Annotated in this window: 18 protein-coding genes; 6 read left to right on the top strand and 12 right to left on the bottom strand. The window is 36.2% G+C overall.

Annotation, left to right across the window (positions count from 1 at the left end):
* Positions 1-383 (bottom strand): hypothetical protein (locus Q0W25_RS07825; protein WP_298520941.1); only part of this gene is annotated, 383 nt, incomplete at its 3' end.
* Between the two features lie 947 nt (positions 384-1,330).
* A complete protein-coding gene (gene dnaG / locus Q0W25_RS07820) occupies positions 1,331-2,566 on the bottom strand; it encodes a DNA primase DnaG (RefSeq protein WP_298520939.1) in 1,236 nt (411 codons plus the stop codon).
* 413 nt (positions 2,567-2,979) lie between these two features.
* On the opposite strand from dnaG, the gene Q0W25_RS07815 reads away from it, so the two are divergent.
* The 3 genes from Q0W25_RS07815 (at position 2,980) to Q0W25_RS07805 (ending at position 5,124) form a co-directional block, all read left to right on the top strand.
* On the top strand, positions 2,980-3,729 hold the full coding sequence (locus tag Q0W25_RS07815; protein WP_298520937.1) for an RraA family protein: 750 nt from the start codon (positions 2,980-2,982) through the stop codon (positions 3,727-3,729).
* A 109-nt stretch (positions 3,730-3,838) separates the two neighbouring features.
* Positions 3,839-4,126, top strand: coding sequence for a Gar1/Naf1 family protein (locus Q0W25_RS07810; protein ID WP_298520935.1), 288 nt, complete (start codon positions 3,839-3,841; stop codon positions 4,124-4,126).
* Positions 4,127-4,158: 32 nt separating this feature from the next.
* Positions 4,159-5,124, top strand: coding sequence for a transcription initiation factor IIB (locus Q0W25_RS07805; RefSeq protein ID WP_297827464.1), 966 nt, complete (start codon positions 4,159-4,161; stop codon positions 5,122-5,124).
* A 96-nt stretch (positions 5,125-5,220) separates the two neighbouring features.
* Here the strand turns inward: Q0W25_RS07805 and Q0W25_RS07800 are convergent, their stop codons facing one another.
* Genes Q0W25_RS07800 through Q0W25_RS07790 form a run of 3 tightly spaced genes read right to left on the bottom strand, consistent with a single transcriptional unit; the run spans position 5,221 to position 9,141 of the window.
* Positions 5,221-7,116 (bottom strand): MJ1255/VC2487 family glycosyltransferase, encoded by a 1,896-nt coding sequence (locus tag Q0W25_RS07800; RefSeq protein ID WP_298520933.1) that lies wholly within the window; start codon positions 7,114-7,116, stop codon positions 5,221-5,223.
* A gap of 44 nt (positions 7,117-7,160) precedes the next feature.
* On the bottom strand, positions 7,161-8,051 hold the full coding sequence (locus Q0W25_RS07795) for a DMT family transporter (protein ID WP_298520931.1): 891 nt from the start codon (positions 8,049-8,051) through the stop codon (positions 7,161-7,163).
* A gap of 4 nt (positions 8,052-8,055) precedes the next feature.
* Positions 8,056-9,141 (bottom strand): hypothetical protein, encoded by a 1,086-nt coding sequence (locus Q0W25_RS07790; protein ID WP_298520929.1) that lies wholly within the window; start codon positions 9,139-9,141, stop codon positions 8,056-8,058.
* Positions 9,142-9,180: 39 nt separating this feature from the next.
* Here Q0W25_RS07790 and Q0W25_RS07785 point away from each other — a divergent pair, with 39 nt between their 5' ends.
* From Q0W25_RS07785 to Q0W25_RS07775, 3 genes are all read left to right on the top strand, one after another.
* On the top strand, positions 9,181-9,993 hold the full coding sequence (locus Q0W25_RS07785; protein ID WP_367270531.1) for a sulfite exporter TauE/SafE family protein: 813 nt from the start codon (positions 9,181-9,183) through the stop codon (positions 9,991-9,993).
* Between the two features lie 9 nt (positions 9,994-10,002).
* Positions 10,003-10,365 carry a lipopolysaccharide assembly protein LapB gene (locus Q0W25_RS07780; protein WP_298520914.1) on the top strand — a complete coding sequence of 121 codons (363 nt, stop codon included), beginning with the start codon at positions 10,003-10,005 and terminating at the stop codon, positions 10,363-10,365.
* A gap of 125 nt (positions 10,366-10,490) precedes the next feature.
* The gene (locus Q0W25_RS07775; protein WP_298520911.1) at positions 10,491-11,543 is read left to right on the top strand and encodes an acyltransferase; all 1,053 of its coding nucleotides are present in this window, start codon (positions 10,491-10,493) and stop codon (positions 11,541-11,543) included.
* 8 nt (positions 11,544-11,551) lie between these two features.
* Here Q0W25_RS07775 and Q0W25_RS07770 read toward each other — a convergent pair whose 3' ends face one another.
* From Q0W25_RS07770 to Q0W25_RS07740, 7 genes are all read right to left on the bottom strand, one after another.
* Complete coding sequence (locus Q0W25_RS07770) at positions 11,552-12,415, bottom strand: hypothetical protein (protein ID WP_298520908.1); 864 nt, start codon at positions 12,413-12,415, stop codon at positions 11,552-11,554.
* A gap of 1 nt (position 12,416) precedes the next feature.
* Positions 12,417-12,740, bottom strand: coding sequence for a heavy metal-binding domain-containing protein (locus Q0W25_RS07765; RefSeq protein WP_297827487.1), 324 nt, complete (start codon positions 12,738-12,740; stop codon positions 12,417-12,419).
* Positions 12,741-12,747: 7 nt separating this feature from the next.
* Positions 12,748-12,939 (bottom strand): DUF2116 family Zn-ribbon domain-containing protein, encoded by a 192-nt coding sequence (locus Q0W25_RS07760; RefSeq protein WP_297827489.1) that lies wholly within the window; start codon positions 12,937-12,939, stop codon positions 12,748-12,750.
* Between the two features lie 11 nt (positions 12,940-12,950).
* Positions 12,951-13,739, bottom strand: a complete 789-nt coding sequence (locus tag Q0W25_RS07755; protein WP_298520904.1) for a TatD family hydrolase — start codon at positions 13,737-13,739, stop codon at positions 12,951-12,953.
* Between the two features lie 8 nt (positions 13,740-13,747).
* Positions 13,748-14,425: a UMP kinase gene (pyrH, locus tag Q0W25_RS07750; protein ID WP_297827495.1), complete on the bottom strand. Its 678-nt coding sequence runs from the start codon at positions 14,423-14,425 to the stop codon at positions 13,748-13,750.
* A gap of 136 nt (positions 14,426-14,561) precedes the next feature.
* Entirely contained in the window at positions 14,562-15,245 is a 684-nt protein-coding gene (locus tag Q0W25_RS07745) for an MIP family channel protein (protein WP_298520901.1), read from the bottom strand.
* 4 nt (positions 15,246-15,249) lie between these two features.
* Positions 15,250-16,386: an adhesin gene (locus Q0W25_RS07740; protein WP_298520898.1), complete on the bottom strand. Its 1,137-nt coding sequence runs from the start codon at positions 16,384-16,386 to the stop codon at positions 15,250-15,252.
* Positions 16,387-16,664: the final 278 nt, after the last annotated feature.

Here is a 16,664-nt window from a genome sequence, read left to right as displayed (position 1 = left end):
ATGCTGTTTATTGCGGTTTGGATTTCTGCAAAGGTTCCACCGTTTAAGATAATTGAATCGGCTCTTAAGGTTTCTTCGTTGTTGCTTGCACTCAGTACTTCATTTTGATGCTGTCCGTCACTGCTTTCAATCGTGCTTTCGCTCGATTCGTTAATCTCAATTGTATTGCTCTGGTCAATGACGTTGCTTTGATCAATTGGTATTTCCAAATCAGCTTCATCTACACTTGAAAGTGTGACAGGTTCATCAGTTGCTAGTTCAACAGTCGGGTTCTCATTTGCACTGACAATTGAAACTGAAAATGCTAATAATAGGCACATTAGCATTATAACTATTTCCTTTGTCAAGCGCATTCCTTTTGTTTGTTCGTTTTTACTTCTCATTTTAACTTCGTTAAATTTTAATCTAATGAAGTAAAATTTCGTTAAATTTCTAATAAAAAAATCAGTCAATAAAAATAGTATCGGATATTAAAAATAACTATATACCGGCCATTAAAAACCATTAAGAATGATCTTCTAAACGGCAACCATTCCTGTGAATAGTTTATAATAACCAGTTTGATGTTTCACATCAAATACTATTGGAGTTAATAGTATGAAGTTATCTTTAGATTAAAGCCAACATGGAATTTCATGTTTGCTTCAAAATTTTTTTATTAACAAAATTTTATTATTAACTTATCTAATTCTTGTTGATATTTTAACAATATCTCAAATTAGTAAGCACATATAGGTTATTCATTTTTTTATATAAATCTTATTATTTTTTAAAAAAATAGTAGAATATACATAAAAAATGTATATATTATATTACATTTTTTTATTATTTTGTATAATATTTTTTACATCATTTTGATTTTATTTTTAATTCATTTTTATTGAATTTTTGTTTCAAGAATGAAAATTTACCTGGCATTATTTTTCTTTGATAATTAATTTACATTTTCATTTTTAGACGAATTTTATTAAGAATTTTCATTATATCGTGCATTTCTTATGATATTTTTGAACACGAAATTTGATTTTTTATTGTAAAGTATACAATAGAATAACTAATAGATAAATTTTCAAAAAAAATTTTTTCAATAACCCTATCTTCTGCAGTTTATTAGTTGTGATTTTTTTGTTAAAAATGAAAGCTTTATTTTAAAAAATCTAAAATTTATTTTTGTTTGAAATCTTTGTGGTGAGAATATTTTCTGATGCTTGATAAAAAATAGTTGGTGGTTTTTGAATAGTGATTCAAAGTTATTTTTTTTTAAAAAAATAGGGATGTTGAGAATATTTATATTAATTCCCCTCATCATATTGATTAAATTTAGCTTGATCTAGTCAAGGGTTATCAGTTTCACGTCATGTGGTTTTTTAACTATATTGACAGATTTGAATGCAACTAACCTTTTGATTCCTTTTTGGGAAGCTACGTCAACTAACCTTTGGCTGATTACGCCGTCGAATATGACGCTGTCGGCGGTTCCGTCTATGTTTTTGATTTCTTCATAGAGGTTTTCCACTTCAACTTCTTTTGTCATGTTCAATGCTTCATCAAGAATGGCTCCGCTGCCGGTGCCTTCAAATTCCTTGAGCATATCTTTCATTAAGGTTACTTCATCATCTTCGACAACAGGCTCTTCTACAACAGGTTCGCGGCGGTTGTATTTTTCATGCTTTTTGGAATTTCTGTTGTATTTCCTGCCGTTGTCCTTTTTGTTCCCGTTTTCGTTTAGGATATTGTTGGTTGCCAAGAACTGTGCTGTTGGGACTTTGTCACGAAGTGCAATCAATACTTCGTCCTTTTCAAGGTCTTCAACTTCTTTTCCTTTTGGAGCACGGGTAATGTAGTCCACATCACCGATTTGCAATAGTTCTTTTAGGATAAGTTCTCCGCCTCTGTCTCCGTCAACGAATGCAGTTGTGGTTCTTTTTTTACTTAATTCGCCGATTGCTTTAGGAACGCTTACTCCTTCAACAGCTACGGTGTTTTTAATTCCGTATTTGAGTAAGTTCAACACGTCACTACGTCCTTCCACAACGATGATTGCATCGGAAGTGTGGATGCTAGGACCTGCAGGCAAGCGGTCATCACCATATTCTGAGATTTCATGAACACGCATTGCTTCCCTTACTTCTTCAATCATTTTCATGCTTTCAGGACCGACGCTTTCAACCATGTTTTTGTAGATTTCTTTTGCACGGTTAACGACTTGTTCCCTTTTGACAGCCCTTACATCTTCAACTTTTAAAGTTTGAATTTCGGCTTCACAAGGTCCAACACGATTGATTGTTTCAAGAGATGCTGCGAGTATGGCGGTTTCAACTCTGTCTAAACTGGATGGAATTACAATTTCTCCTTTTGCTCTTCCACTGTTGGAATGGATGTTAACCTGGATCCTTCCTATTCTACCAGTTCTTTGGAGTTCTCTTAAATCTAAATCATTACTAAGTAAACCTTCAGTTTGCCCGAAAACTGCACCAACAACATCCGGTTTTTCAACAATACCGTTGGCAGTTATCTGGGCGTGAATTAAGTATTTTGTTGTAGTTAATTCTTCACCTTTTCCCATTTTTAAGCCTCCTAAGCTTTAATCGGGATAATTTATGTAATACTAAAAATTAAATTATTTTTAGGCAATAATCTTGCATAAATTACACGATAATATAATTTGTAATAAAACCTACTATACACTAAAAAGAGTCAATACATCTGGAGTGTGTTACTTATTCGGGCCTGATATTTCTTATTAATGCTTAAATATACATGAAATTAATTTTTAACACTTTATATTCCCTAATAATTGATTTACTCCTTTATTTTTGTTTAATTAATAATAATTATAATATGAATAATGTAATAAACTCTTGTGAGCATATAATAATCAGTATTTTATATAATACTACAATTAATTAATTTAGTCAAACTAATATATAAAATATTTTATAAATTGGATTTTACATAATAGTATATATCAAAGAGGAAATGGTAATTATGGCAGTAACTCCAAATGATATTTTGAATAAAAAAAATTTGAATAAAAGAGTCGATGTAACAGACATTGATTTGGATAATGTTTCTATTGAAGACTTAAAGTATAATGGGGATAATTACAAGGAATATATCAATCTCCAGTCCCTGCTTGAAAATATTTCTGCATGTCAGCTTTCAGACGCTTACAACAGCATCTCACACAGGTCAGGCACAATCAAGTCAATCAAGCCAATCAACAATTTGAAGGTTTGGGGCAGCATTTACACTGTTGAAACTACCAGCGATGATTGGGGAACCTCTGCGATGGCCATTGACAGTGCAGGAGAAGGTGACATTTTATTCTTTAAAGTTGATGATGATGACAAAGCGATTTGGGGTGAACTGGCGTCAACATGCGCTAAAAACAATGGCATAAAGGCAACAGTTGTTTTCGGATCCGTCCGTGATTTGGATGCATTACTTTATATGGATTACCCTATATATGCAAGCAATCATGTTCCGAATGCCGGTTTGGCTTTGGGTCTGGGGACTTTGAACCAGCCGATTGAGGTTGAAGGAAACATTATCAATCCTGGAGACTTTTTCTTTGCAGATGAATCTGGAATAGTTGTAATTCCAAAAGAACTATTTGCAAAAGCGATGGTTTCAGTTTTGGGCGTCAAATTAAAAGAGTCGGCAATCATCGAAAAGTTGGCCCAAGGCGTAACTTTGGCTGAAATTGTAGGGTTTGCAAAAAAATAGTAAAGTATTTAAATAAAGTAAATTTTGATATATAAATATTACAGATAAGTTTATATATTACTTTTTTCTTAATATATAAATGATACAGATTTGAGTTAAGTTTGATTATATGAAATTCTTAGGAAATAGTTTGCATATTGCAAATTCTGGAAAATTAATAGCTAGATCTACCAAAACACCCTCACCAGGTGCAATCGTTTTTGACAGTAATAAGAAGAAGATAGGTAAGGTCAGCTATGTTTTTGGACCAACAAAACGTCCATACATTTCTATTCGTCTGTTTAAGTCAGCGGATAGGAAAAAGATCATGAAAAATTGTGGTGAAAAAATATTTGTATCGAAACAAAAATCCAAAAAATCTAGAAAAAGGAGGATGAGAACACGTCAAAACAAGTAAAAGACACAGCACAACAAGCGGAAGAGATTCCTATGAGAGGAAGAAAAACCGCAGTAAAACCAGATGCACAAGAAGATGTGTATAACCAAGATAAACAAACTGTATGTCCAGAATGTGGTTCTACTGAATTGATTGGTGACTATGAAAGAGCAGAAGTTGTTTGCGCTCGTTGTGGATTAGTTATTGACGAAAACCTTGTGGATATGGGTCCTGAATGGAGGGCTTTCGACCATGAACAAAGAGATAAACGTACAAGGGTAGGAGCTCCAATTACATACACCATTCACGATAAAGGTTTAAGTACCATGATTGATTGGAGAAATAAGGATATTTATGGCCGTGACATTCCTGCAAGAAACCGTGCACAATGGTACAGGTTAAGAAAATGGCAAAGAAAAATCAGGATTTCCGGCGCTACTGAAAGGAACTTGGCATTCGCTTTAAGTGAACTTGACCGTGACTCTTCAAGATTAGGCCTTCCAAGAAGCGTAAGGGAAGCTGCATCCGTAGTATACAGAAGTGCAGTGGACAACAAATTGATTAGAGGAAGGAGTATTGAAGGAGTGGTGGCAGCATCATTATATGCCGCTTGCCGCCGTTGTAACGTGCCACGTACTTTAGATGAAATCGCTGAAGTGTCAAGAGTTACTAAAAAGGAAGTTGGAAGAACCTACAGATTCCTTACCCGTGAGTTAGGTATTAAATTGCCACCGACTTCCCCAGTGGATTATGTTCCTAGATTTGCATCAGAGCTAGGACTTTCCGGTGAAGCACAATCCAAAGCCATTGAAATTATCGAAGCAGCAATGGAAAAAGGATTGACTTCAGGAAGAGGACCTACTGGTGTGGCTGCAGCCGCATTATATATTGCATCCGTTTTACTCGGTGAGAGAAAAACCCAAAGGGATGTGGCGGACATTGCAGGTGTGACTGAAGTTACTATCCGTAACAGGTACAAGGAATTAACTGAACAATTGGAAATGGGCGTGACATTATAGTTTTGCCCTTTTGATTAATTGAAGTATTTAAAATACTCACTTAATCATACTTTTTTTATTTCAAAATAAGATTTTTTTTTAAAAGAGTTATATCTATTAGTTTTTAGAGTATTTATTAACCCTGTATATCAATTCGCGAATGATGCCTTCATTGTCTGTCCTTTTTACTCTGGCCAATCTTTTCTGATATCTTGGAAGCTTTTTCAGGAATTTTTCTAATTTTTTCACGCTCATCTGCTCATGATATTCTCCATAGCCTAATTTCTGAACGTAAAATCCATTCAATATCTGTTCAAAGTTTCCACGGGCAGGAACGGAATAGATTGGTTTTTTAAGACAAATCGCTTCTGAGATGAATGTGAATCCTCCGTTGCAGACAACAGCTTTTGCGCTTGCCAAATCATTGTAGAAATCGTCTTCATTGAAGAGCTTATATGTCAGATTTTCGTCTTTTAACTCTTTATTGAATCCGTAAACGATGAACTTTTCATTTTTAAGCAATTTCAATCTTTTAACCAGCTTTAGACTTTCTTTACTTGTTTGGTACACGATGATATGATCTCCAATTGTAGGCTCTAATTTCAGAATGTCCTCCCTGATTATAGGAGGGTATATTACCGCATGCTTTTTGGATCTGATGCGGGGATAGAAGAAGCTGGTAATGATATGGACTTTCGGCTTTACGACATATGCCTTAATCACAGCTTTCGCCTTAAGCATTTCAAGCCTTTGGCTTTGAGGATAATCGATTTTTGCCTGTGTGATGATGTGCATATTGTCCAGACTGATTAAAGGAATGTCCAAAAGCTTGGATACGTATGTTCCATACATTTCAAAATCAGTAATGATTACATCCGGAGACAGTTCCCTTGCCTTTTTATAAAGTTCCTCATAACCTGACTTTAAATTATCAGGGTTTCTTTTAAGGGCGTTGATTAAGGTTTGGGTATTGCTTACCTTGTTGTTTATGTAGACGGTATTGAATCCTCCGATTTCATAGACGTTATCGAATTTTTCGCTTAGGTATTCATAGGCCCTGTTGTGTGAAAACAGGTAAACATCAAATACCTCATTAAGCCTTTCAGCTATTACGCCGGTTCGTATGGCGTGGCCCATTCCTTCTCCGCACACGCAGTAAAAAACAATTTTCCTTTCTCGTTTATGTGTCTTTTTCAACGTATTCTGGACAGTTTTGATTCTTTTTTTTGACCCTTCATAGCTTTCTATGATGCCACCTATCTGTTCGCTTCTTTTGGATATTCTGTCGAGCCTGGATTTTGTAAGCCTTTCCTTTCCATGGTCAAAGCCGTAGTTAAGGTCATCGGCTTCTGTTCTCACTCCCATGAAATCGTTTAAAGTACTTTTTCCATATTGGCGAATCAATGTTTGGATTCCTTCCTCTTCAAGACGCCTTGTTGAAACGCCTATCTTTGCATTTCTAAGTACTTTAAATCTTTCTTTTTTAGCCAGTCTTTCAATGTAGTCGGTATCCTCACCGAAGGTAAGTGATTCATCGAATCCTCCGCATTCATCATGGAGGGACTTTCTGGCTATAATGCCATAGCAGCCTGCTCCGTGCGGTTTGATATTTTCAACGCCGATCATGAACTTGTTGGCCAAATCATGGAATATCTTATCCTCCACCTTATTTGAAAGAGGCAGCATTTGGGTAATGGCTATTCCAAGCTTTTCCATTTTGAATTCGTATAGAACGTCTCTCAGGTAATCTTCAGTAAGCTTCAAATCGGAATCGAGGAATAAAAGATAGTCTCCTTTTGCAACTTTAGCACCATTGTTCCTGCCAACACCTGGAAGACCTCCATCCACTACAACACATCCGTAATCCTTTGCAATTTGCCTTGTATTGTCGGTTGAATTTGCATCCGCAACAATGACTTCATAATCGGTAAAACTCTGTTCCTTGATGCTGTCCAATAAAACGGGAAGGTATTCCTCTTCATTGTAGGTAGGAATTATAATGCTTAAAATCATATGTTTAGGTTTATTTTTAAAAGTAATAAGTTTTTTTATGAAAATTAATTGGCGGCATTTTCGTTTTTAGATAGCATAATCATTGCAATCGTTGTCAGAATAAATCCGCAAAACATCATGACTGATGGAATTTCCAGATAGAAGATTAATCCGAACAGCAATGCCGCAAAGGGCTCTGATCCTGAAAGCAGTATTGAGGATGTCCCTGAGTCGATATGGTTCAAGCTCACAGTAGAGAATATATATGGAAGTGCAAATGAAAATGTCGAATGCAGTATGAGGAATAATGTGACTAAAGGTGGATTAACTGAAATGAAGCCTTCAATTTGGCTGAAATTTGTAAATGGAATCAAAGCTATTGAAATGAATATGATTGAATAGAACAGTATTGTATATGTATGATTTCCGTTTTCGATTGATTTTTTGGATGCAATCAGATAGACTGCCCAGAATAATCCCGCACCTATGCCGGATAATATCCCAAAGAAAGACACTGAATTCATGCTGTTTTCCAAAACTCCGCTCATCAGCAAACATCCGAAAATGGCCAAAACCATGCAAATCACTTTATTGGAGGTAATTTTTTCCCCAAAGAAGATGTATGCAAAAATCAGGACATAGATTGGGGCTAGTGAGAGCAGCACTGCCGCCAGAGACAGTGGAATAGTATTCATTGATTCGTTATAGCATAAGTTAAGCCCAACGATACATACTGAACAAACTAGAAATAATGGGATGTCGGATAGGTCAATCCTAAACAGTTTACTGTCTGTTGCCAAAATCGCTATCAATAATGGAATGATTGCTATTGAAAACCTTAAAAACAGCAATGTCGTGGAATCGATTCCATTCTGGGTTATTGTTCTGACGAAAATTCCGCTGGATCCAAACATGATTCCGGCAAGGATTGGCAAAAGAAGATATATTTTTCTCATAGTATCATTCTAGATAAGAATAGGCATTCCATGTAACTGTATAGTAATCGCATTTGCCTTTCAGGGGAATTTTCAAATCGTTTATAAGTTCCATCTCATTGTATGATGGGTCAATGTGATATGTTATTGTATTTTTGCCGGTATTGTTTTCATAATTGATTATTTCAGTACTGAAATTGCTTAAATCTATGTTGTCTGCAGGATTGGCTATTTCCACAGTGTAATAATCCGGTTCGGCACCTGCAAATGCAACAGTGAACCTTAAAAGGACAACAAAAACAACTAACAGATATATTCCGAAACGATTGAAGTAGTATCTGGCTTCGCTTAATCCGATGTTTCTGTATGGCGGCTGAACCGATTCATTTTCTTCGAACAATTCGTCGTCTTTCAATATCATGGCGACAATCAAAGTCAAGTAATATCCGTTTCTGTACACCAGATAAAGTCCGAGTATTCCAACCAGAGCCGGTGTTCCCCACATTCCTCCGTCGATTGCTCCGATAAGCAAACATGATGAAAAGAATGCAAGCAAAATTCGTGTAACCCAGTTACGTTTTTGAATCGCAAGAACTAGTGTTGCAAATAAAATAGGCAGCAAAAAGACCACTAAAAAGCTGGCGCTTGGAAGATATGAATATAGGCCAACGCCGGTGTTAATGTCGCTTTGGATAAAAGGCCCAATCACATTAACTAAAACGCCTCCTAAAATGGCTTTCAGCAGGTGGGTATGCAGGATGCTTGTTGAACTCATTGTATTGGACATGGAACAGAATACTGTGTTGAGCCCAATGCCCATCTGCAGTCTGAAGATAATCTCCAAAAGAATTCCTAAAGCCAATAAAACAACGCCTATGATGATTGAAATCTTCAGATATTTTGTGGATTCCATTTCCCTTCCAATTACCTGGGACAATATCAAGAATAAGCCAACTAAACCAAAGAAAATTATGTCCTTTCCTTTAGAGGATCCCATTAAAAATAGATAAGTTATCGGCCTTATGATGGGATTCAGCATATCAGTTGCAAAAATTACTCCTGCAATAAATATGCATATGGCGCCAAGTAATATAGTTTTATTAACTTTCATTAACAATAATTTAAGTATTAATAGTTTAAATAAATGATGATTATGTTCCCGATTGGATATTTCACAGGATTGATTTTGATAGGAATATGTGCCGGTTTCGCATCAGGACTTTTAGGTGTCGGCGGTGGATTTTTAATCGTGCCTCTTCAATATTTCTTATTAAAATACATCGGCGTTGAACCGGATTTGGCTATTTTAATATCTTTTGGTACTAGCCTGGCCATAATCGTTCCGACATCTTTCAGCGGAGCATATAGGCACACCCGTTCAATGGATAACATTGTCAGGCCAGGTATTCGATTGGGTATTTTTGGATTAATCGGTGGAGCTATTGGGGGATTTGTAGCATCCTCTCTGCCGTCAGGGGTTTTAGAGATAATTTTTGGATGTTTGCTTTTATTTATTGCAGTTAAAAACATCATTGACATAAACAAGGAAAGGGAAGAAGCAAGGATTCCGTTTAACCTGATTACAACAGCAATCATCGGGCTTCTGGTCGGATTTTCATCAGGGCTTTTGGGCGTCGGCGGAGGCATATTCCTGATAGCTATTCTAACTGCGCTTTTAGGATTTTCATTGATTGAGGCGATTGGCACATCCTCGGTATTTATCTGTCTGACCGCAATTGGAGGGTTCTTGTCATATATGGTTTCAGGATGGGGCGTCAGCACATTTCCATATTCAATAGGTTATGTCAGCCTCATTAACTTTGCATTGATTGCGGCATTTTCAGTCCCATTAGCTTCAGTAGGAGCCAAATTTGCTCATAAAATCCCGCAAAAGAAATTAAAGATCATATTTTCAATTTTGGTATTCTATATTGCATTGAAGATGCTTGGAATTTTACCGTGAGGTGATAAAATGAGTGGAGACAGGAAAGTTGGAGAAAACTTTGATGCGGATGCTGCATCAGACATATTCGATAAACTCAAAAATGTTGAAGGAAAAATAAAACCTAAAAAAGAGGACAGCAAACTGAAAAACATAGCAAATCTAATGAATGAGGCAAAATATCTGGAGGATAAGGGCAAACTGGACGAAGCTATTGATCTCTACAGGCAGGTCATTTTCACATTGCCTGATTCCGTAAAGGCTTATGAAGCTTTAGCCAGCATTTATAAAAGGCAGAATGATGTGGAAAGTGAAAAAGAAATCTTAAAGAAAGCCATAGGCAATTGCAGCAAAAATGACCAATTCAAAAAAAGATTGGATGAGTTAAATTAGATATGATATGGGCTGTATGTTATTACAGCACCTAATTTAAATAAAATTTACAGATATGGCTTTTGGGCTCAAGTATTTATAGTTAGTTTAATAAATGATTATTATAGACTTAGAGCAGTGATTAAATGGCTAAAACAAAAGGGAGAATTTTCTATTTTGATGAATTGAGAACTTTGGCAATAATTTTTGTATTATTGATTCATATATGCAGACACTTTTCTCACGCCGAAGTGGCCCATTCACTCTTTTGGACTTTTTCCTCATCCCTTGAGGCATTCGGAAACATGGGTGTGCCATTGTTTTTTATGATCAGCGGAGCTTTGCTGTTAAACAGGTCATACGAACTTAAAAGCTTTTTTAAAAAGAGATATTCTAGAGTATTAATTCCATTTGCATTTTGGGCTGTAATATACCTTCTTTTCAAGTTTTTCTATTTAGGATATACCCAGAATCTGTATAATGTTTATAGAATAATATTTTTTGATGGTTTCGTATGGTTTGTCTGGACATTGCTTGGAATATACCTGTTCATTCCAATCATAAACGCTTTTATTCAGCAATATGGAATTAAGGGGTGTGAATATTTCCTGGCAATATGGCTATTTACTGTAATATTGAACACATTTGGATTTTATCCAATTAGAAATTTTGAATTGAGCTATTTTGCAAGGTTTTTAGGTTACTTTGTCCTGGGCTATTACCTGTCCAATAAAAAATTCAATATCGGCAACAAGTCCATGATGATTGCGGGTGCGGCAATATTTTTAATTTCATTGGCCATTTCAATGTATTGCATCACCAATAAGATTCTATTTAAGGATTATTACTGGACACTCATACCTTTATTTGAATCCATAGGCCTTTATCTGCTTGTTGAATATCATGCAAAATACAGCGAAGGGAATAAGGGGTCTGTTTTAAGCAGAATCTACTATTTCATCAAGGATTCAAAATTGGGCAGAATTATTTTTTCAATCAGCATCTGCAGCTATGGTATTTTCTTAACCCATTATTTCCCGATTTGGGTTCTTTTGAAATTGGACAAGACAATTCCTATATTTGCCAGAAATCCATTCAAATGGATTCCTTTCTTATTGGTTATGGTTCTGCTCTTTTCATGGGGACTGACATTCCTGTTAAGCAAAATCCCGTATCTAAAGAAAATAAGTGGTGTTTAATCAATCATTCAGTTCAAAGGATCACCATCATATACATAAACGCCTGTACCCATTGCACTGACCTGATAGCTGTCGCCTCCAAGTCCAATCAGGCTGTATTGGATGTCCAAATCGATTACACAATTTCCGCCAGCAGCATTTATCTGTTCGGCAAGATGGATTAATGTTTTGTCCTTTCCCTGTTTAAGCCTGTTTAAGGTGTCTTCCTCTGTTTTTTCAGGATTAGCATGTACGAGGTGTTTGTCCTTTTCAATGATTGTTGTTGCATGAAACTGGCCAAGGTTCTTGATTTTTTTATTCAGGACATCCGTGCTGGTGATGAATATGAAATCAAGATTGTTGATGAGTTTGTTGCTTCTTTCCTCATTAAATTCAGTAATTTCGTCCTTAATTTCTTTATGAGGTCTTTTGAGAATCTTTTCAGCTATAAATGGACCTATTTTATTATAGAGGTATCTGGTTATTGATTTAAAAAATCCTAAGATGTAGGATATGATTCCCAGCCCCACAACAAGCAGAATATAGTTGATTAGTGTTGGGAATGCGGCCTGCAATATCACAACTATTGACCCGATTGTTATTACATTGAATCCAAGTGTGGGATTTTTCAAAATGAAGCTGTAAAATGTAGTATATGCAAAAAGGATAAATGCGCTTATTGCTCCAATATCCTCTCCGATATATTTGATGGCCAAATATGTTTCAACATATCCTGCAATTAAAGGTGCAAAAATCAGGCCCAAGTTCCAGCCGAAAATGGCTATGTTGAAATACAGGAATATGCCGTATACTCCAAGGCCGGCCAGCGTACCGCATCCGATGCAGAGCACGGCCTCCTTAAGATGCTCCACTTCTTTTCTTCTAACTTTCATTTTATTCGTATTTTATTGCGGTACCATAAGCGGTTACAAGTATTGTATTTCCCATAGTTCCGCCCAGATTATCATAAGAAATTTTAAGGCCAACAATTCCGTTTGCCCCTAAGCTTTCGGCTTTCTCTTCCATACTTGTAAGAGCAATGTCTCGCGCTTTTTGCAGTTCCTCTTCATATTGGGAGGTTCTTCCGCCTACAACATCCCTTACACCTGAAAATAAATCTTTATAAATGTTAGCTCCAATAAGTGATTCGCCGGTTACCAATCCCTTATATTCAATTATTTTTTTTGTTTCTAGTGTATTTGATGAAGTCAGAATCATTGTATCACTATTTAACGAAAGTCATCACTGCCCATATAATTAAAAAGATTGCTATTACAATGTATAAGATTATCTGTGATCTTTTTCTTTGTTTTAATCTTCCATCCCAAACTGTTTGGCAATCTGGGGAGCATACGAGTTCATTCAGTGGAATCGGGGTTCCACATATTGGACAATGTTTGTGAGGTTCTACTGCCATATTTTCATCTCCTATATTTTAAAAAATTCTTTAGTATTCTTGTTAACTTGATTTGCGAGTTCTTCCGCGTCAACACCCATGCACATTGCAATAGTATTGAGGATGTGAGGTAAATATTTCGGTTCGTTCCTGTTTTTCTTAGGCTTTTCATCAAAGTTTTTTGGTATCAGGAAGGGGGCATCGGTTTCAATCATTAACCTTTCTGGTGGTATTGCGCTTACAGCTTCCTGCAAGTCCCTTCCCCTTTTCATGTCACATATCCATCCGGTAACACCAATGTAACAGCCCAAATCTATATAGTTTTGCGCTTCCTGTTTGGTTCCGGTAAAGCAGTGAACAACGGATTTTTCAATCACGCTGTCATGTCTTTTTAGGATATCATACAAGTCTTTGTGAGCTTCCCGTTCATGCAAAAATAATGGTTTGCCAATTCTTTCTGCAAGTTCCACTTGTGCTTCAAACCATTTTCTCTGAATGTCATGAGGTGAGAAATTTCTGTTGTAGTCAAGACCGCATTCACCGATAGCAACAACGCAGTCATTTTTAGCTATCTTTTCCAATTCAAAGATTGTATGTCCGTTGCATGTTTTCGCATCATGGGGATGAACTCCTGATGTTGAAAACAATGTCTGAGGATATTTTGATGCATATTCTGCTGCAATTTGGCTGGAATGCACATTGGTTCCCGTAATGATGAATTGACTCACGCCAACTTTTTTGGCTTCTTCGATTATTTCCACACGGTCTTTCCTGAATGACTTGTGCATCAGGTTTAAACCGATATCAACGAGATTTTCCACTTGAACACCTACTCATTAATGACTTTGGTACCAATATTTTCGCCATTGACGGCCTTAATCAAGTTTTCAGGTTCAAAACCATTGGTAATGACGGTTTCTAAATTGGATCTTTTAATCATTTGAACTGCAGTTGTGTCAAAGAATTCATATGTGCCCGCTTTCACGTCTTTTCCGCTTAAAAACTCAAGCAAATCTGTTGCGGTAATTTCAGGAACAAGCTCTGCATCTTCGAACTTGTTAGGGTCTTTTGTATACATTCCATCAACGGATGTTAAGTTGATGAGCTTGTCAGCTTTAACGAATTCTGCTAAAATTGCAGATACCGCATCAGTACTGTGTGCAGGTTCGGTTCCGCCCATTACAATAATCTTTCCGGTAGCTGAGAATTCCAATGCTTCCTGGAAGTTATGAGGAACTCTTTGATAAGCCGCATCACCAAGCGCGGATAACATTAATTTTGCATTAATTCTTGTAACTTCAATTCCAATGTCATCACATTGTGCTTCTCCAGCGCCTAAGTCACGAACTACGCTGATGTATTCTCTTGCTGGCTTTCCACCACCTACAACAACAAATAATTCATGTTCTTTAGATAAATCTTTTAAAATGGCACTGTATTCTTGGAATTTTTTACAATCATATTCCTTCAATAAAATTGATCCTCCAATTGCAACAACGATTTTCATATATTCACCTTATATATAATGTATCTTTGAGATATTATTTAAATTTTAATTAAGCCATTAAAATTGATGAATTTAAAAGTGAGATAGCTATTCTATAAAAATTGTTTTTTGAAAAAAAATAAAATAAGTAGAGGATTTAGGCATCCTCTGAAATTAATCCTTTATAGGTTACTCCTGCAATGATTGCTCCGATTATTGGGGATAAAATGAATACCCACACTTGTTCTAGGGCTTGTCCCCCTAAGAATAATGCCGGAGCCAAACTGCGTGCCGGATTAACTGATGCGCCGGTTAATGGAATTCCCATGATATGAACGAATACGAGGGTTAAACCGATTACAATGCCTGCAACGGAAGCATTTTCCACCTTTTTGGTAACTCCAAGAACGGTGAATACAAATACAAAAGTTAAGATAATCTCTACAATTATTGCACCAAATACGTTAAGGCCAACACTGGAAGCTGATCCGAATCCGTTTTCCCATAATCCTGTTGCGGCAAATCCTCCGAGGCCTGGAGCGCAGTTGATAATCGCTGCAAGCATGGCGATACCTATAATTGCACCTATGCATTGGAAACTGATGTACATAATCAGTTCCTTTGCATTAATTCTTCCGTCAATCCACATTCCGATTGAAACTGCAGGGTTGACGTGGCATCCGGAAATTTCGCCAATCACATAATACATCGCCACAATGGCGAGGCCAAAAGCCAATGCGATTCCTAAAACGCCCAATGAGGAACCTGCAATGGCTGCACTTCCGCATCCGAACAATACGAGAACCATTGTTCCTATTAGTTCTGCAATATATCTTTTCATAAATTTACCTTCTTCTTCTAATTCTGTTATATCCTGTATATACCAGGAATAATACGATTATTATTAAAACAACTGGGAATACATGCAGCAATATTGAATCATTGACTTTATCGAAGCTGTAGTCACTTTCAAAGCCCATATTTTTCGCGTCAGTATGGTTTTGTGTTATTTTTGCAAAGTTGTATAACAAATCATAATAACCTATGTGGGCTCCTTTGTATTCTATTGAATCAGGAGCTTGCCCATGTTCGTCCATATAATTTTTAACTATTCCTGCCATTTCAAAGTATTCGTATACTGAATATGATCCTTTTGTCAAAAATGAAATGCCCATAGGGTTTTCAGGTTCCTTATATGTTTTTGGAACGTCTATTCCATTACCGTTCAGATAGGAACTTGTTTGATATAGTAATTGAGGTCCAGTATAAGGTCCGAATGGTCCTTTCAATTCTTTGTCCTGGCTGTTCACCAATATTTTACTTGCATTGGCCATTCCTGCCGGACTGATTTTGTTTTTCACAATCAATTCATCGCTGAGTATTCTAGTGTCATTATCATGAGCATTAATAATATCAACTATCTCCTTTGCGATTTGCTTGTTCATTTCTTCATCATATTTGTCAAGATGGCCGTCTCTGTAGTTGTCAGGGAACTCCTTTGCAGGCTGGACATAATATATTCCAGAATTTTTCAGGAATGTTCCCGGATCCTTAATGCCTGCAAGAGTATAATTTGAATAGTTGTCATCCCATGCTCTTCTAAGGAAGTTTGAAGAATTGTCCAAATCATAATCTCCAGTATTCACATAAATAATGGTTTTATTTGCTTTTGCACTGTAGTCCGCTAACTGCAGGAAGTTTCCAGCATCACAAGCCGCCAAATCTATACTGATGTCACTTGTCACCTGTATTGACCGGTAACCTTCCCCGGCTGCAGGGGCCTGATTGTCTACAACAACCTGGAGTTCGCCACCGCTGAGCTCTTCTACATAATTTTTAATAGAATTTATCACTTTTAAGTCCTGTTCCTGATTCACGACATTGTCTGTTGTAATGAAAACAGTTTTTGTCGCAGTTACACCCTGAAGGAATGGTGTAGCTATTAATAAAATCATTAGAAATATTGCAATTTGTTTTTTCATGTCTTTTTACCTTACTTTTATTACGGTATAACTTTCTTTTTTATTATTATTATATTTTTTTTCATATTACTATGTAAAATTCAAAATTTAATCAATAACTTTTTCCAGTTTTTTCAATTGAAAATATTCATATAATTTTAATTTATGTAAAAAAATATTCACCCTTCCTATTTTTTTCAAAACAAATATATTCCATTTCTAACACATATTGTATCAACTGAAAACTTTCGGGGGTGTATGGATTTTGTTAAAGGGAAAATCAATTTTGGTGGCAATGT

It is taken from the genome of uncultured Methanobrevibacter sp. (assembly GCF_947166415.1).
GTDB lineage: Archaea > Methanobacteriota > Methanobacteria > Methanobacteriales > Methanobacteriaceae > Methanocatella.
The sequence above is the reverse complement of the archived record's forward strand: the minus strand, read 5'-3'. Positions and strand labels throughout refer to the sequence as shown.

What these genes read in the sequence shown, in the direction of transcription:
- Q0W25_RS07790 (WP_298520929.1), bottom strand. Translation starts at nt 9,141, where the DNA reads ATGAAAGTTAATAAAACTATATTACTTGGCGCCATATGCATATTTATT.
- Q0W25_RS07775 (WP_298520911.1), top strand. Translation starts at nt 10,491, where the DNA reads ATGGCTAAAACAAAAGGGAGAATTTTCTATTTTGATGAATTGAGAACT.
- Q0W25_RS07760 (WP_297827489.1), bottom strand. Translation starts at nt 12,939, where the DNA reads ATGGCAGTAGAACCTCACAAACATTGTCCAATATGTGGAACCCCGATT.
- Q0W25_RS07795 (WP_298520931.1), bottom strand. Translation starts at nt 8,051, where the DNA reads ATGAGAAAAATATATCTTCTTTTGCCAATCCTTGCCGGAATCATGTTT.
- Q0W25_RS07780 (WP_298520914.1), top strand. Translation starts at nt 10,003, where the DNA reads ATGAGTGGAGACAGGAAAGTTGGAGAAAACTTTGATGCGGATGCTGCA.
- dnaG (WP_298520939.1), bottom strand. Translation starts at nt 2,566, where the DNA reads ATGGGAAAAGGTGAAGAATTAACTACAACAAAATACTTAATTCACGCC.
- Q0W25_RS07810 (WP_298520935.1), top strand. Translation starts at nt 3,839, where the DNA reads ATGAAATTCTTAGGAAATAGTTTGCATATTGCAAATTCTGGAAAATTA.
- Q0W25_RS07800 (WP_298520933.1), bottom strand. Translation starts at nt 7,116, where the DNA reads ATGATTTTAAGCATTATAATTCCTACCTACAATGAAGAGGAATACCTT.
- pyrH (WP_297827495.1), bottom strand. Translation starts at nt 14,425, where the DNA reads ATGAAAATCGTTGTTGCAATTGGAGGATCAATTTTATTGAAGGAATAT.
- Q0W25_RS07745 (WP_298520901.1), bottom strand. Translation starts at nt 15,245, where the DNA reads ATGAAAAGATATATTGCAGAACTAATAGGAACAATGGTTCTCGTATTG.
- Q0W25_RS07740 (WP_298520898.1), bottom strand. Translation starts at nt 16,386, where the DNA reads ATGAAAAAACAAATTGCAATATTTCTAATGATTTTATTAATAGCTACA.
- Q0W25_RS07805 (WP_297827464.1), top strand. Translation starts at nt 4,159, where the DNA reads ATGAGAGGAAGAAAAACCGCAGTAAAACCAGATGCACAAGAAGATGTG.
- Q0W25_RS07815 (WP_298520937.1), top strand. Translation starts at nt 2,980, where the DNA reads ATGGTAATTATGGCAGTAACTCCAAATGATATTTTGAATAAAAAAAAT.
- Q0W25_RS07770 (WP_298520908.1), bottom strand. Translation starts at nt 12,415, where the DNA reads ATGAAAGTTAGAAGAAAAGAAGTGGAGCATCTTAAGGAGGCCGTGCTC.
- Q0W25_RS07765 (WP_297827487.1), bottom strand. Translation starts at nt 12,740, where the DNA reads ATGATTCTGACTTCATCAAATACACTAGAAACAAAAAAAATAATTGAA.